16 protein-coding genes are annotated in these 14480 nt (G+C 60.9%); all 16 read right to left on the minus strand.

From position 1 onward, the window contains the following. Nucleotides 1-46: 46 nt before the first annotated feature. The gene (gene cutC, locus M2416_RS11555) at nucleotides 47-3433 is read right to left on the minus strand and encodes a choline trimethylamine-lyase (protein WP_259224037.1); all 3387 of its coding nucleotides are present in this window, start codon (nucleotides 3431-3433) and stop codon (nucleotides 47-49) included. Nucleotides 3434-3458: 25 nt separating this feature from the next. Continuing rightward, entirely contained in the window at nucleotides 3459-4613 is a 1155-nt protein-coding gene (locus M2416_RS11560; RefSeq protein ID WP_259224038.1) for a 1-propanol dehydrogenase PduQ, read from the minus strand. A gap of 15 nt (nucleotides 4614-4628) precedes the next feature. Then, nucleotides 4629-4886, minus strand: a complete 258-nt coding sequence (locus tag M2416_RS11565) for a EutN/CcmL family microcompartment protein (protein ID WP_041143876.1) — start codon at nucleotides 4884-4886, stop codon at nucleotides 4629-4631. A gap of 26 nt (nucleotides 4887-4912) precedes the next feature. Continuing rightward, a complete protein-coding gene (locus M2416_RS11570) occupies nucleotides 4913-6511 on the minus strand; it encodes an acetaldehyde dehydrogenase (acetylating) (RefSeq protein ID WP_259224041.1) in 1599 nt (532 codons plus the stop codon). Between the two features lie 53 nt (nucleotides 6512-6564). Next, entirely contained in the window at nucleotides 6565-6843 is a 279-nt protein-coding gene (locus M2416_RS11575; RefSeq protein ID WP_015585230.1) for a BMC domain-containing protein, read from the minus strand. Nucleotides 6844-6857: 14 nt separating this feature from the next. Further along, nucleotides 6858-7142, minus strand: coding sequence for a BMC domain-containing protein (locus M2416_RS11580; RefSeq protein WP_041143877.1), 285 nt, complete (start codon nucleotides 7140-7142; stop codon nucleotides 6858-6860). 16 nt (nucleotides 7143-7158) lie between these two features. Beyond that, the gene (locus tag M2416_RS11585) at nucleotides 7159-7437 is read right to left on the minus strand and encodes a BMC domain-containing protein (protein WP_010634659.1); all 279 of its coding nucleotides are present in this window, start codon (nucleotides 7435-7437) and stop codon (nucleotides 7159-7161) included. Between the two features lie 425 nt (nucleotides 7438-7862). After that, nucleotides 7863-8381, minus strand: coding sequence for a FidL-like protein (locus tag M2416_RS11590; RefSeq protein ID WP_076946504.1), 519 nt, complete (start codon nucleotides 8379-8381; stop codon nucleotides 7863-7865). Further along, nucleotides 8378-9184 carry a winged helix-turn-helix domain-containing protein gene (locus M2416_RS11595; RefSeq protein ID WP_076946503.1) on the minus strand — a complete coding sequence of 269 codons (807 nt, stop codon included), beginning with the start codon at nucleotides 9182-9184 and terminating at the stop codon, nucleotides 8378-8380. The genes M2416_RS11590 and M2416_RS11595 overlap by 4 nt, the downstream gene beginning before the upstream one ends. A 44-nt stretch (nucleotides 9185-9228) precedes the next feature. Beyond that, nucleotides 9229-9813 (minus strand): TetR/AcrR family transcriptional regulator, encoded by a 585-nt coding sequence (locus M2416_RS11600; RefSeq protein ID WP_259224049.1) that lies wholly within the window; start codon nucleotides 9811-9813, stop codon nucleotides 9229-9231. Between the two features lie 149 nt (nucleotides 9814-9962). After that, entirely contained in the window at nucleotides 9963-10709 is a 747-nt protein-coding gene (dagF, locus tag M2416_RS11605) for a 2-dehydro-3-deoxy-phosphogluconate aldolase (RefSeq protein ID WP_259224051.1), read from the minus strand. Continuing rightward, a complete protein-coding gene (dgaE, locus tag M2416_RS11610) occupies nucleotides 10696-11805 on the minus strand; it encodes a D-glucosaminate-6-phosphate ammonia lyase (RefSeq protein ID WP_076946501.1) in 1110 nt (369 codons plus the stop codon). The genes dagF and dgaE overlap by 14 nt, the downstream gene beginning before the upstream one ends. A gap of 3 nt (nucleotides 11806-11808) precedes the next feature. Then, nucleotides 11809-12669: a PTS system mannose/fructose/sorbose family transporter subunit IID gene (locus M2416_RS11615; protein WP_164846786.1), complete on the minus strand. Its 861-nt coding sequence runs from the start codon at nucleotides 12667-12669 to the stop codon at nucleotides 11809-11811. After that, nucleotides 12666-13415, minus strand: a complete 750-nt coding sequence (locus tag M2416_RS11620; RefSeq protein WP_045860234.1) for a PTS mannose/fructose/sorbose/N-acetylgalactosamine transporter subunit IIC — start codon at nucleotides 13413-13415, stop codon at nucleotides 12666-12668. The genes M2416_RS11615 and M2416_RS11620 overlap by 4 nt, the downstream gene beginning before the upstream one ends. Before the next feature lie 24 nt (nucleotides 13416-13439). Then, nucleotides 13440-13925 (minus strand): PTS sugar transporter subunit IIB, encoded by a 486-nt coding sequence (locus M2416_RS11625; RefSeq protein ID WP_076946499.1) that lies wholly within the window; start codon nucleotides 13923-13925, stop codon nucleotides 13440-13442. A gap of 10 nt (nucleotides 13926-13935) precedes the next feature. Then, on the minus strand, nucleotides 13936-14364 hold the full coding sequence (locus M2416_RS11630) for a PTS sugar transporter subunit IIA (RefSeq protein WP_076946498.1): 429 nt from the start codon (nucleotides 14362-14364) through the stop codon (nucleotides 13936-13938). Nucleotides 14365-14480 lie beyond the last annotated feature (116 nt).

Consider the following 14480-nt stretch of genomic DNA (forward strand, 5'->3'; position numbering starts at 1 on the left):
TTCCTGTTATTTCTCAAATAGGGCTCAAATATTTCTCAAATGGCGCCTAGAACTTCTCAATCACCGTGCGGCTGATGATTTCGTCCTGAACTTCTTTGCACAGCTCGACGAAGTAGGCGCTGTAGCCCGCCACGCGGACGATCAGGTCGCGGTATTTTTCCGGCTCCTGCTGGGCTTTTTTCAGCACTTCGTTATCGACGTAGCTGAACTGCATCTGGCCGTTGCCGAGAATCGATGCGGTACGCAGCAGCGTGATCAGGCCATGGCGTCCTTCTGGGGTATCCAGCAACCCTTTGAGGAACTTGAAGTTGTGCACCATGCCGATGTTCATGGTCTCCACGTTCATCTTGCTGACCGACTTGATTATCGCGGTCGGACCCTGCTTATCGGCGCCCTGCGTCGGGCTGATGCCGTCCGAGAGCGGCATCCACGCCAGGCGACCGTTCGGCGTGGCGTTGGTCAGCTCGCCGATCGGCGTGTTGTTGGAGATCGACAGGGTGCCGTGGCTGAGGGTGGAGTAGAGCATCTGGTACTTACGGCACTCGCGCTCGGTCCACTCGGTAATATCCAGCGCGTACTGGTCAACGTAGTTGTCGTCGTTGCCGTATTTTGGCGCGTTCAGGCAGTCGCGGCGCAGCCCTTCGAAGCCTGCAAAGTTCGCCAGCATCGCGTCGCGGATCTGCTCGAGGGTATATTTTTTATCTTCATAGACCAGCTTGCGGATCGCGGCGAGGGAGTCGACGTAGGTCGCCAGGCCCGAGAAGATCAGCCCCGGCCCGTGATTGACCATCGCGCCGCCGGCCGCCACGTCTTTACCGCTCTCCATGCAGCCTTCCACCAGCAGCGACATCAGCGGCTTCGGCGCCACGTCGCGGTGCACGCGCTGGCTGATCACCGTCCCGATTGCCGACAGGCGCACGATATGGGCAATCTGCTGTTTCACCGCCGCGTCGAAGGCTTCGAAGGTGTGCAGGTCGCGCAGATCGCCGGTATCCAGCCCCTGATAGCTATCGAACAGCACCATCCGGCCGCGGTTCAGCACGAACTCGATGGCGATGGGCCACTGGGTGTAGCCGGTGGAGGTCCACTGGTAGATGCGGCCGGATTTCTGCGGCTCGACGCAGCCCATCAGGCAGTAGTCGCGGGCGTCTTCAAAATCGAAGCCTTTACGCAGCATCATCTTGATATGGGAGTCATCGAAGTGGCAGGCTGGGAAGCCCATGCCCGCCTTGACCACGTCGACGATTTTTTCCATGTACTTCTGCGGCGACTGGTTGTGAATGCGGCAGGCCAGCGACGGTTGGTAAACCTTCACGAAGCGCACGGCGTCCATAATCAGATAGGTGAGATCGTTGCAGGCGTCGCCGCCGGTACGCTTCTGGCCGCCGACGGTCAGGTTGATAAACGGCTGGTAGCCGGCGAAGTATTTCGCCCCCAGCTCGCTGGACATCCACATCAGCTCGGCGCACTTGATGATAAAGGCCTGCATCATCTCCAGCGCAGCATCGTGGGTCAGGCGCCCTTCGCGAATGTCGGCCTCAAACATCGGGTAGCAGTACTGGTCAACGCGGCCGAGGGAGAGGCCGGTCTGGTTCTCTTCGACTTCGAACAGCGACTCCACGGTCCAGATGCTCTGCAGCGCTTCCTGCAGGGTTTTCGGCGGGTTGGCCGGCACGTTCTGGTTAACCTCGGCGATGGTCAGCAGCTCGGCGCGACGCTGGGCGTTCTGCTCCCTGGCCGCCAGCTCCCGGGCGTGGGCGGCGATGCGGTGGGAGTAGTTAATCACCCCGTCACAGGTTTCGATCGCCGCCTTGTAGTAGTAAATGCGGTCGATATCTTCCGGGTTCTCCATGCTCAGCTGCTCGAGGCGGGCCTGGGCATCGGCCTTAATGCCGTTCATCCCTTTGGTGAACAGCAGGACGTCGTAGCCCGGGCAGGTATCGCCCCCGCCGTTGATCTGGTGATAGGAGAGGTCGCTGACGAAGGTCTCGCCGCTGAACGCCCAGACGCCGGCTTCGCGATACTGCGCTTCGCAAATCTCATCCAGCGAACGGCCTTCCCAGAACGGGACGATCTCCTCGCGGATGGTTTTTTTATCTTCTTCGCTGATCTCAAACGGATCCTGCGGGCGGGTGCTCATGGTGTCGAGCTCGTCGCGGACCCAGCGCCAGGCGATATCCGGCGAGAAGGCGCCCGCGCGCGGCTTGCCGCACGGATGGCCGACGATCAGCTCATCATCCTGAATCAGGATCGGCGCGGTTTCGCAGGCGTGGCGGAACGCTTTTGCGCGCAGCAGAATGGTCGGCATGCCCGGGTTGGCTTTGACCACTTCGGTAAAGGCCAGCGCGCGGTAGATGGAGACGCTCGGGCGTACGGTCAGGTAGTGGTTACGCAGGCGCTGCATGCGCGGGGTCAGGCCTTCCATCACCGGGGTATCGGCGCAGGCGGCGAACGGGGCGGCGGAGATCTGCTGCGCGCCGCGGAACAGGCGCACCGGCAGGTTCAGCGCGCTGAGGTTGTGCTGGGCGCTGAGGAACATCGCGGAGAGCGCGTTGATATTGGCGTTCTCGAGGCTTGCGCCGTGCAGCAGGGCGTCAAACATCGGGTAGCCGTCAATGGCGCAGGCGGCGCGGACTTCGCTCAGCTCCGCCAGCTTGAACCACAGGCATTCGACGATCTCATAGGCCTGCTGTGGCGTCAGGGCGCCGCTGTCGATATCGCGCTGGTACCACGGCAGCAGGGCCTTATCGGCGCCTTCCGGGTTCACCGCATAGCTGCCGTTATCGAGCTGCAGCGCGAGCTGGAACAGATAAAAGGCCTGGCAGGCTTCTTTAAAATTGCGCGCCGGGTGGGCCGGAACCTGGTGCAGGATGGCGGCGCTGTCGCGCAGCTCGCTCTGGCGATAAGCGTTGCTTTCGCCGGCGGCCAGGGTCTCCGCGCTGTTAGCGAGGTTTTGTGCCAGGGTCAGCAGCCCGTCGCAGGCGTAAATCGCCGCGCGGCAGCCGTTGACTTCATCCATGCCGCTGCGGCTGACGGCGCTGCCCAGGCTGCGGGTTTTCTCTTCGAGCTGGTGCCTGATCGCCAGTACGCCTTTCTCGATGACCAGCTTATAGTCCGGGGAGTCGAGGTCGCCGTTCAGATTGAGAAACTGGAACGCCGACGGGCGATGGGCCGCGCTTTCATCGTGAAAGATGGCGCCGTGCGGTTTGCGGGTCTGGTTGCCGACGATCAGCTCGTCGGCGCTGATGCACACCGGCAGCTGGCGCATCAGTTCGTAGAAGCGGCGCGCCGGTTTAACGGCGGCAGGGACGCCCGCGATATCGCCATCAAGGGCGCTGAGCGTCGTGGCGTGTTCGGTGCACAGGGTGCTTTTTTGTGAGAGTAAACGTTTTGCCAGCACGTTGACGCGCGGCGTTAAGCTGTAGTGTGCCATGGGTAAGGTTCTCCAGTTCTTGTTATCAGTGGCCCTGAACGGCGCCGCCGGTCCACGCCCGGCGATAGAGTTCGGTTAAAGCGTGAGCATCCGCTACGCGCGGGTTGGTTGGGGTACAGCCATCGCGCAGCGCCTGGCCGACCATTTCAGCCAGCCGCCGGTCAAAATCAGCGGCGCCGACGCCGGTATCGCGGATGCCGGCCGGCATGGTCATTTCATCTTTTAATGCCTGAATGGCGATCAGCAGGCTGGCGACGCCCTCGCGGGGGCTGGCGGCCGGCAGATCCAGCAGATGAGCCAGGCGAGCGTATTTGCGCGCGGCGTCGGTATCGCACCGCCCCTGATAATCGGCGTTCCACGCCACGACTTCCGCCATCAGCAGCGCGTTGGCGCGGCCGTGCGGGACGCGGAAGACGCCGCCAAGCGCGTGGGCGAGGCTGTGGGTCACGCCGAGCGAGGCGTTAGTGAAGGCCATTCCCGCCATGCAGGAGGCGTTATGCATCTTTTCCCGCGCCAGCAGGTTGTCGCCGCTGCGCCAGCAGGTCGGCAGGTAGCGAAACACCTGCTGCACCACTTTTTCCGCCAGCGCGTCGGAAAAGTCGCTGGCATTGAGCGAGACGTAGGCTTCCAGCGCGTGGCACAGCACGTCCATCCCGGTATCGGCGGTGATCGCCGGCGGCACCGAGGCCACCAGCGCCGGGTCGAGAATGGCGATATCCGGCAGCAGCGACGGGTCCACCAGCACCAGCTTTTCGGCACCGGCTTTCACCACCGAAAAGGCGGTCACTTCCGAGCCGGTACCGCTGGTGGTGGGGATCGCCACGAAGCAGGGGCGCTCGCGGCGGGCGTCCGGACGGGTTTGCGCCAGGGCGAAGATAACCGCTTTGGCGGCATCAATCACCGAACCGCCTCCGAGGGCGATAACCAGATCCGGATAGCGGCTGTCCATCAGCTTCATACCGCGCACGACGGTGGCGATATCCGGGTCGGCCACCACGTCGTCCCAGACCTGGAAGGTGATGCCGCGCTGCTGCAGGACTCGGGTCACGCGATCGGCGAGGCCAAATTTCACCATCGCCTTATCGGTGACCAGCAGGACGCTGCGGGCGGGAAGCTCGCTCAGGACCGCCAGCGCGTCCTGACCAAAGCGGATCCGGGGTTTCAGCAAAAATTCACTCATTGGACTATTCACTCCTTAAGCGTCCCGAAACACGTTCTCGACAATGGCAACCACCGACATGGCCTTATAGCGGTCCCGGTTGAGCGCGAAATACTCTTCAGCCAGCACGATGTCGTGCATGCCTGCGCCGACGCTATCGACGGCGACCCAGGTCTGGTCCTTCATTGGCCGCTGTTCATCGTCTAACCTGGCGATTAACAGCAGGTTGCTGCCGCGTAGCTCAGCGCATTTCTGCGTGGCGACGACATGTCCGACTACCTTTGCGAGAATCATTGTTTTTATCGCCTTATCTCAATGCATTACTTACCGAGGCGCTCCAGCACCTGGCGGATAACGCGCTCCACGTTTTGCTCGCTGATGTCGCCTTCCGCCTCGACGGCGGCGCGGACCGCAAAGCGATCGTCCGCCGTTGCGCTAAGGGTCGCCGCGGCGGCAGGGGCGGTGAAGCGCTGGTCGTCAACAATGCTGCGATGCGGGTTATCGACCGGGGCAACGAGGGTGGGCTGCGGTTCAGGGCGGCTGCCCGGGGCGCGCAGTTCATCAATGGAGCGCACGCCGTAGCCGACCCTGCGGATGTTGAGCAGGTTCATTGGCCCGACGTTATCTGAGCTGGAACCGCCGCCCACGGCGCCGCAGCCGAGGGTCAATGCCGGGGTAATATTGGTGGTCGCCCCGATGCCGCCCAGCGCCGCCGGGGTGTTGATCAGAATGCGGTTAACCGGTTTTTCGAGGCAGAACTGGCGGATGACGTCCTGGTTACGGGTGTGGATCACCAGGGTGTGGCCGAGGCCTTCGTTGGTCAGCAGCTCCACCACCCGATTGCAGGCCGCCTTCCAGTCCTCTTCCACGTACAGGCCGAGTACCGGACACAGCTTTTCGCGCGAATAGGGGTTTTTGTGCGAGACGGTGGTCTGCTCGGCGATCAGCACCCGGGTGCTGGCCGGAACGCTGAAGCCGGCCATCTGGCTCAGATAGAGCGCGGTTTTGCCGACCACTTTCGGGTTGATGGTGCCGTTGGCGCGCAGCAGCAGGGTTGCCATTTTTGCCGCTTCGCCCTCGTTCATAAAGTACGCGCCCTGGGCTTCCAGTTCGCGATGGACTTCGTCGTAAATGCAGCGTTCGACGATGATCGACTGCTCGGAGGCGCAGATCACCCCGTTATCGAAGGTTTTGCTGGTGATGATATCTTTCACCGCGTGGTGGATATCGGCGCTGCGTTCGATAAACGCCGGGCCGTTACCCGGACCGCCGCTGATGGTCGGGGTGCCGGAAGCATAGGCCGCGCGCACCATGCCTTCACCGCCGGTGGCGAGGATCAGCGAGACCTCTTTGCTGTGCATCAGTTCGGAGGTGGCTTCGAGGGTCAGCTGGGTGATAGCGCCGACGCTGCCCGCCGGGGCGCCTGCGGCTTCGGCGGCGCGCTTAACGATCTCTATCGCCTTCCAGCTGCACTCGCGCGCGCCGGGATGCGGGGAAAAGATAATCGCGTTGCCGGCCTTGAGGGCGATCAGCGTTTTATAGATTACGGTTGAGGTCGGGTTGGTTGAGGGTACCAGCGCACAAATCACCCCCAGCGGCACGCCCACGTCCATCACTTTTTTTAGCGGATCGTCATGAATGATGCCGACGGTCTTCATATCTTTGATGGCGTCGTAGACGCGCAGCGAGGCAAAACGGTTCTTCAGCACCTTATCCTGCCAGTTGCCAAATCCGGTCTCTTCCGAGGCCATTTTCGCCAGCACTTCGGCGTGGTGCGCCGCTTCCTGGGCCACGTTTTTCACGATGGCGTCGATTTGCTGCTGCGAAAAGGTGGCCAGAATCGCCTGGGCCTTTTTGGCGCTGCGCACCAGTTCCCGCGCGTTCTGGCGGGACTGCAAATCGTTATCCAGTTCAATCATGAGTCTATCCTTCATCAGACGAAAAGAGTGGAGACGGGGCGCGCCCTGTCAGGTCATGCTTTGTGCTGCGACGCGATTTTCTCGATATCGTTATGCGGTCGCGCAATGACGCGAGAGGTGACGACTTCGCCGATGCGTTTCGCCGCTTCCACACCGGAGTCCACCGCCGCGTTCACCGCACCGACGTCGCCTTTCACCATCGCGGTGACCAGCCCGGAGCCGACGTTTTCATAGCCAATCAGTTCGACGTTGGCGGCTTTACACATCGCATCGGCGGCTTCAATACAGGCCACCAGACCTTTGGTTTCGATCAGACCAAGCGCTTCTTTCATCATGTTGTCTCCCGTTATTCCGCGACTTTGTAATGTGCGACGATTTTGTTGATGTCGTTATGTGGACGCGCGATAACCAGCGAGGTCACCACTTCCCCGATGCGCTGCGCCGATTCCACGCCGGAATCCACCGCCGCTTTCACCGCGCCGACGTCACCTTTCACCATCGCGGTGACCAGCCCGGAGCCGACGTTTTCATAGCCAATCAGCTCGACGTTGGCGGCTTTACACATCGCGTCCGCCGCCTCGATACAGGCCACCAGACCTTTGGTTTCAATCAGACCTAATGCATCACCCATTTGCGTTCTCCTGGCCTTAAGCCTTGTGTTTAATAACAATTTTGTTGATGTCGTTATGCGGACGCGCGATAACCAGCGAGGTCACTACCTCGCCGATGCGCTGCGCCGATTCCACGCCGGAATCCACCGCCGCTTTCACCGCGCCGACGTCGCCCTTCACCATCACGGTGACCAGCCCGGAGCCGATGTTTTCATAGCTAATCAGCTCGACGTTGGCGGATTTGCACATCGCATCCGCTGCTTCAATGCAGGCCACCAGGCCTTTGGTTTCAATAAGCCCCAATGCATCACCCATGGTTGTTCCTCCAGACAGGTTTGTGATTCGGGAAAACCGTCCGCGTAACGGCGTCAACACGCGGTAGCGGCGTTCGAGGTTCACTATAGGGATTGGCGGGCGAAGTGAAATTTAAATCCGTGAGAGTTATGTTTTTAGTTTTTTACTCTGTGATTTAGCGTTTTAAGGGCCTGTATTTATCTCTTTGTGCTGAGGTGGGGCGATGGAATTGGCTGCGGATGCGGCGCGTTTTTCGCCATCCTGACCGGCGGCGGTAAATGTTAACAGTTTGCTAATTTAATGCTGGGGTCGGGTAATATACCCATCGGTTAAGTGTGGTTATGGTCATGTTTTCCGCCGGGAGCTAAACGCAAAAAGTGCGGTTTTACAGCATGAGGCGGCGCGGGGAAAAAATGGGATGGGGCCGGCGCGGGCGGGGTAGGCCGTCAGTCAAGCTTGCTGCCGGATTTGAGGGTACAAACGTAGAGCGGCGAATTGATCGAGCTGAGCAGAATCGCCTTCTCGTTGAGCTTCTGGGCGTTGAGAAACAGCCCGTCGTGGCTGTCGGACATCTCGCGCATAAAGTAGGCGAAGATGACGTCAGGGGATTCGTCGATCGATGAGGCGCTGGATTCCCACCGGCTGATGCGGTAGTGGCGCTCGGTTGAGGAGATGCGTTTACTGGTGTAGCTGAATTTAACGTAGCGCTGCAGGTAGAGCCAGCCGGCGGCGGAATCGGTATAGCCTTCAACGACCATTGAGCCTTTGCCGTGGGCGGCAAAATTGAAGTGAATGTTGCCGTTAACGTTCTCTTTATCCATGTTTTCAAAGCGCATGATGGCTTTGGTCGAGCAGCTCATCGCCCCGTCGTTTTCCGCCGGCAGCAGCTTCCAGGCGCTGAGCCCGGCGGCGGTGATAAACGCCAGGGCTGAGAGGGCGAAAAAAGGCCGGGGTGCGAGTCTCATTGCGGTTTCCAGGAGTAGTAGAAATAGTTGTCGCAGTAGCTGAAGGGGTTGTCTTCATGCATCGCGCAGTGGGCGAGGAAGACGCGGCCCAGGCCGTTGGTCTCCAGCCGATCGCCGTAGAAGAAGACAAAACGTTCGCCGGGTTTGCACTCCAGCTTCAGCCGCTGGCGCACGGCGTCAAAGTTTTTGCCGTAGGCGGTGCCGGCCACGGAGCGCAGCATCTCATCGCTGGCCAGCAGTTCGCACTGGCTGTGGGTCATCTGCGTCAGGGTAATGGGGCGCGATTCGCTGCTGCCGAAAAAGCTGAAAAGCACCAGCAGCAGGGCGATGGTCAGCAGGCAGACGCCGGCGATATACCAGCAGGTGCCGCGCGCGTGCCGGGTTGGTTTCGGGCTCTGTGTCGCGGCCGGGGGCACGGCGTCCGGCTCCTCACACGGCGGCGGTTCCACCTGCGGCTGCGGCGGCGCGGGGGCGTCCAGCGGATGAACGGTGATTTCCGGGTTTAGCTGCAGCAGTCCGCGCGAGACGGTGACGATGATATTGTCTATCTCATAGTGGCGGAAGGTTTTACGCAGCATGCTCAGGTACTGATTGAGGTTGCTGTTCGAGGAGGTTAATCCGTTGTCGTCCCAGACTTTTTTGAGCACCTCATCGCGGCTAACAATCTCCGGATGACGCAGGAAAAACCACAGCAGCGCGCTGGCGGTGATCGACAGCTGGCTGTCCGCCTCATCGCTTCCCGGTAGGATTAGTGTGCCGTCCGTTGCATCATAAATGAGACGGCCATTGATGTTGTAGCGCATCGCGGCCTCAATCTAATCGCCTGACTTATCAGGCTCAACGTGCTTCACGCGGGAAGCGTCATCCTCGTCAGATCGCTGACCAGCGACCGCCGGTGTTCGGCGCTCATGGTGCGCCCCTCGGTTAACTCCGATAGCCAGATGCCGTCTGCCGCGTAGCGTACCAGGGTGCCGGTGTGGCCGTTGTCCAGCGCATCGCCCTGCGCGAGGTGATCCAGCATCCAGTCGCGCCAGCATTTTCGCAGCACCGGCTCATCCGGCATCGCCAGCGACAGCACCATCAGCTGGCGGCTCTCCTGGGTGTCCGTCAGCTCAGGGGCTGACAGATAGTGCAAATAGGCGCGGGTAAAGCGGCCGTAGGAGACGTTATCCGCGGCCATCAGCTCGGCGATCGCCTCTTCCATAATCGCCAGCAGGCGGGCGAAGAGGGCAAAAATCAGCGCCTGCTTGTTGGGGAAGTGGTGCAAAAGACCGCCTTTGCTCACCCCGGCTTCGCGCGCCACGGCGTTCAGCGACAGCGAGGCGATGCCGTCTCTGCCGGCAATCATCGCCGCGGATTCCAGCAGCTGCTGATGCAGGCGGACGGGGTCTTTTTTTCGGTGTTGGGGTTCCATGTTCATGGCCTGAATCATACCGACCAGACGGTATGATTATTTTTGATCGCTATCAATGTGCGGGGGAGTGGGCGGCGGTGGAATGCCGTTATTGCGCGGGGGCTCACAATTCGTCATATAAATCAGCGCGTGGCGTGCGGCAGTTGCTGCCGCACGCGGCCGGGTCTTTAATCGACAAGATCCTTCACGATACTCATCAGCTGGCGAATATCTTCCGGGCGGGTATTCCCGCTCTGCGGGTCGATGATTGAGCTGTAGATATGCGGCATCACTTGCGCGACGCCGGCCTGCAGGCAGGCCTGCAGAATGGCGGCGAAGTTATTCAGGTCGATACCGCCGGTGGGCTCAATCAGCGTCATGCCGTTTTGCGCGGCGCTTTGGGCGAGGACCTTTAGCTCGTCCAGAGAGCGTTCGCCGCCCATGGGAAAGAACTTAGCGGCGTGCGCGCCCATATCCTGAATCATCCTCACCGCCGCATCGGCGGAGACCCTGGCCGGCGTTCCCTGCGCGCTGCTAACCCCGGTGGAGATAAGCACCTCACCGGGCCTGCCGGTCGGGCTTATCAGCGCGTTAATCCGCGTGTTCTGCCCGCCGGTGGCGGCCAGCGCGCCTGCGGCAAAGCCGCAGCCGGTAAAGGTCTGATTGACGTGGGCGGGATGAAGCCGCGCTGCAATCATCGCCGCTTTATAGAACTGGGCCGGATCGCCCGCCCCCAGGCCGACGGAAATCGACGGAACTTCCTCCATCCAGCGGCGCACCTCCGTCACGCCCTCATCCGCGGTCGCAAACTGCGCCGATAGCACGCCAATTACCGCATGGCCTTCGGCGGCGTCGTGAATCTCCCGGGCGTTGGCGATATCTTTTGCCAGAACGTTAATCGCGACCCGCCGGCGGTAAAAGTTAATCTGCTGCATGTTCGATAATCTCCTTGAGTCGCGCGATAATAAGCGCCATCTCACCTTCGGCAATGGTCCGCGGGTCGAGGCTAAACACGCCCTGGTGCAGGGCGTAGCGGCGGGCATAGATGGCGATTTCGCCGCCGCGCAGCCGGGCTTCGACTTCGCCGGCGTCGAGGCCGAGGGCCGCTTTATCGACCCTGACCCGAATGCGCCAGATCGCCCGTCCGGCTTCGTCCTGTTCGATATCCGCCTTCAGACCGCGTAAGGCGGATATCGCCTCGGCGAAGGGGCGCAGGACGGCCGCATCGGGCGCCGGCGCGGCCGCCTGATAGCGGTCGAGGGCGTACACCAGGCCCACCATATTTTCTTTTCCCACCTTCATCGCTCTGGCGATGCCGTTATGCTGTGCCCTGCAGGCCGCGATCCAGGTGCGTTTTCCGCTAATAAAGCCGGAGGTGGGAGCGTTGAAGGCCTTGGCGCCGCTGTAAATCACCATCTCCGCGCCAGTGGCGACCCAGCGGCGAAGATCCTCTTCGGCGGCGGCATCGACAATCAGCGGCAGGTTGTGGTGCCGGGCGACCTGTACAAAGTCATCGATGGCGAGCATCCCTTTTTGCACGCAGTGGTGCGATTTCACAAACAGCAGCCCCGCGGTGCGCTCGCTGACGGCGCTCTCCAGCTGCCAGCGCGCGGCGAGATTGCTGGAGCCGACCTCGACAACCCGTCCGCCGCCGAGGCGAATCGCGCTGGTTATCGGCGCGCCGTAATCGACGTTGTGGCCGCGCAGAATAATGATTTCGTTGGCCATACCGCTGCTGTCCGGCATCAGCGCCACCTTATCCGGCTCGCCGCGGGTGATCGCTGCGGCCACCGCGATGGCAATGCCTGCCGAGGCGCAGGACGTCAGGTAGCTATCCTCGGCGCCGGTGTGGGTGGAGATAAGCTCCCCGGCGCGCTCGGTGAGCTTATCGATTTCAACGAACGCTGCGGCGGCTTCGGCCGCGGCCCGCATCACCTTCGGATCAACGGACGAGACGCCGAGGATCGTCATTTTGCCGCAGGCGTTAATCACCCGCTTCAGCCCGAGCTGCTGATAAATATTACCGTTCATGGCCTACAGCACTCCCGTCAGCGAACAAGCGATGCTGATCGCGACAATCGACAGTAAAATCGTGGTGTAGCGCGGACCCTTTTTCAGCAGATAGAAGTAGACGGCAAAGACCGCCGCCAGCGGCAGCAGGCCCGGGGCAATAGAGTCGAGGATCTGCTGCACCACCACCTCGGAGCCTTTCAGCGCGCTGATTTTCAGCGGGGTGGTGATTTTGACGTAGCTTGCCGACAGCGCGCCCATCATGATCAGCCCCAGCACGTTGGCGCCGTAGATCAGCTCCTTGATGCGCCCCCCCTGCAGCAGGCCGATTATCGAATCTCGCCCGAGGGTGTAGCCTTTATGCACCAGCCCGTAGCTTATCGCCATGGTGATCGCCGGGTAGAGGATCAGCGGCGCGATACCTCCAAAGGCGCTGCCGCTGGCGGCAAAGGGGATAAAGATCGCAATCAGCAGCGGCATGACCGCGGCCCAGATGATGGAGTCGCCCATCCCGGCCAGCGGCCCCATCAGGCCGGTTTTGATACCGGTAATGGAGGCGTCGCTAATCGGTTCGCCGCGGGTTTTCTGCTCCTCCATGGCGATAGCGATCCCCTGGATAACCGCGCCGAAAGTTTGCTCGGAGTTAAAGAAGTTGAGGTGGCGTTTCAGGGCCTCGGCCTGCTCCTCTTTCTCCGGATACAGCTTTTTGATAATCGGCGTCATCGAGGCGCAGAACACCAGGCTTTGCAGACGCTCGTAGGAGCTGGAGACTTCCGCCCCCAGCCAGTAAATCAGCCAGGCCTTGGTGATATCAGCCTTGCTCAGCGCCCGGCTTTCGCGGGCCCGTTCAACCAGCTCATGTTGCATGACATCGCTACTCATTATGCCGCCCCTTCATTTTTGGCGAGGCCTTTAATCAGGAAGGCCACGCAGGTACCGAAAATCGCCATCGCCATGATGTCCACCTTCAGGTAGAGCACCGCAAAGAATCCGCCGATAAACCACGGCAGCAGGCTCTTCTTGCCAATCACCATGATGGTGATGGCGAAGCCCAGCGCGGGCAGGATGCCGCCCATAATTTCAAACGAGTGGGTCAGCCAGTGCGGCATCAGCTTGAGGAATTTCTCGACCACGCTCTGCCCGAAGTAGTTGGCGGCGAAGACCACCGGGAAGCGCAGCAGCAGCCCAAGCAGGGCCGGGTAGATGAAGGCGCAGCGCATGATCCCCGTCATGTTGGCGCTTTCGGCATGTTTATCGGCCATGTGCACCCACGCCGCGTTCAGCGTCCGGCGCAGCTGATCGAGGAATACCCCGATCACGCCGAACGGAATCGCCAGGGCGATCGCCAGGTTCGGCTCCATCCCCGCCTTCACGGCAATCGGGATGGCGATACAGGCGGCCAGCGCCGGATCCGACGGGACGTTACCGCCCGGGGTGGAGGTGACGCCCAGATAGACCAGCTGCATACCTGCGCCGATGATCATCGCGGTTTTCATATCGCCCAGCAGCAGGCCGACGAAAACGGCAATCACCACGGGCTGCAGCAGCATGGCGGAGAAGGTATAGCCTAAACGTAATCGAGCGAACCAGTAATAGAGTCCCATCAGGCTCGCAAAAAGTAATGTGTCCATAGTTTTTACCTGCTTATCAACTGGTTAGAATTTTTTCAGGATGTCGTCCAGTGACTGGGGCTTATCTTCCGGGATCGTCTGGAAGACCACCTGAATTCCGCTGTTTTTCAGCTCACCCAGGATGCCGACGTCTTTTTCATCGAGGGTGATGTTCTGAAATACCGCTTTCCGGTTTGGCCCGCCGCCGAGCCCGCCGACCTGAATCGAGGCGACGTCGAAGCCCTGCTGCACCGCCTGCTGGATGGCGCTGAGGGACGGAAACAACACCAGCACGTTCCCCTCGCCGAGCTGGTTCTCCTGCCAGGCTGCGGTAAAGCTGGCGTTGCTGAAACAGTCGACTTTGATATTCGGCGGCGCCGCCATCAGGTAGATATTTTTCATAAACGGATCGGCGTCGAGCTCGTCGCTGACCACGGCGATACGGTTAGCCTGCGACTGGCCGACCCACTTGGTGACGACCTGGCCGTGAATCAGACGGCTATCGATACGACATAAAACGATTTTTGCCATGATGGGCTCCTTAATGGTTTAACTGGTTCACGTGGGCGACGACGTCGCGGCAGCTGCTGCGTCCGGCTTCCACCAGCTCGCTAACGCAGCCGGTCAGCGGCCCCTGCTCGCGTTTATCCAGCGCTTCCAGCAGCAGCGAAGCGTTGAGGCCGCAAATCACGGCGATCGGATAATCGGCGCTCAGGCGGGCGGCGACGTTAGAGGTGGTGCCGCCGATAAAGTCGGTGAGGATCAGCGAGCCTTCTGGCATCGACTTCACCGTCGCCTCAACGCGCTGGTAATACTCGCCGAGGGTATCGACGGGCAGCAGGGCGATTTCCGTCACGCCTTCAATTTCGCCCGTGACCATGCGCAGGCTGTTGCAAAGGGGCGTACCCCAGCCGCCGTGCGTCAGCAGCAGAATTTGCGGTAATGGGTGTGCAGGTACAGTAGATGACAAGGTGGCCTCCTGGCGCCGTTTTATAGACGCTATGGATAGAGCAAAGGCCGTGCCAGCATTAGTGTCATCTGCGGGAGATGAGGAGGGCTGGCGGGCCGATGGGCCGCGCCAGCAAA

The organism is Klebsiella sp. BIGb0132, assembly GCF_024810075.1.
Classification (GTDB): Bacteria; Pseudomonadota; Gammaproteobacteria; order Enterobacterales; family Enterobacteriaceae; genus Klebsiella; species Klebsiella terrigena.

What these genes read in the sequence shown, in the direction of transcription:
- cutC (WP_259224037.1), bottom strand. Translation starts at nt 3,433, where the DNA reads ATGGCACACTACAGCTTAACGCCGCGCGTCAACGTGCTGGCAAAACGT.
- M2416_RS11560 (WP_259224038.1), bottom strand. Translation starts at nt 4,613, where the DNA reads ATGAGTGAATTTTTGCTGAAACCCCGGATCCGCTTTGGTCAGGACGCG.
- M2416_RS11565 (WP_041143876.1), bottom strand. Translation starts at nt 4,886, where the DNA reads ATGATTCTCGCAAAGGTAGTCGGACATGTCGTCGCCACGCAGAAATGC.
- M2416_RS11570 (WP_259224041.1), bottom strand. Translation starts at nt 6,511, where the DNA reads ATGATTGAACTGGATAACGATTTGCAGTCCCGCCAGAACGCGCGGGAA.
- M2416_RS11575 (WP_015585230.1), bottom strand. Translation starts at nt 6,843, where the DNA reads ATGAAAGAAGCGCTTGGTCTGATCGAAACCAAAGGTCTGGTGGCCTGT.
- M2416_RS11580 (WP_041143877.1), bottom strand. Translation starts at nt 7,142, where the DNA reads ATGGGTGATGCATTAGGTCTGATTGAAACCAAAGGTCTGGTGGCCTGT.
- M2416_RS11585 (WP_010634659.1), bottom strand. Translation starts at nt 7,437, where the DNA reads ATGGGTGATGCATTGGGGCTTATTGAAACCAAAGGCCTGGTGGCCTGC.
- M2416_RS11590 (WP_076946504.1), bottom strand. Translation starts at nt 8,381, where the DNA reads ATGAGACTCGCACCCCGGCCTTTTTTCGCCCTCTCAGCCCTGGCGTTT.
- M2416_RS11595 (WP_076946503.1), bottom strand. Translation starts at nt 9,184, where the DNA reads ATGCGCTACAACATCAATGGCCGTCTCATTTATGATGCAACGGACGGC.
- M2416_RS11600 (WP_259224049.1), bottom strand. Translation starts at nt 9,813, where the DNA reads ATGATTCAGGCCATGAACATGGAACCCCAACACCGAAAAAAAGACCCC.
- dagF (WP_259224051.1), bottom strand. Translation starts at nt 10,709, where the DNA reads ATGCAGCAGATTAACTTTTACCGCCGGCGGGTCGCGATTAACGTTCTG.
- dgaE (WP_076946501.1), bottom strand. Translation starts at nt 11,805, where the DNA reads ATGAACGGTAATATTTATCAGCAGCTCGGGCTGAAGCGGGTGATTAAC.
- M2416_RS11620 (WP_045860234.1), bottom strand. Translation starts at nt 13,415, where the DNA reads ATGGACACATTACTTTTTGCGAGCCTGATGGGACTCTATTACTGGTTC.
- M2416_RS11625 (WP_076946499.1), bottom strand. Translation starts at nt 13,925, where the DNA reads ATGGCAAAAATCGTTTTATGTCGTATCGATAGCCGTCTGATTCACGGC.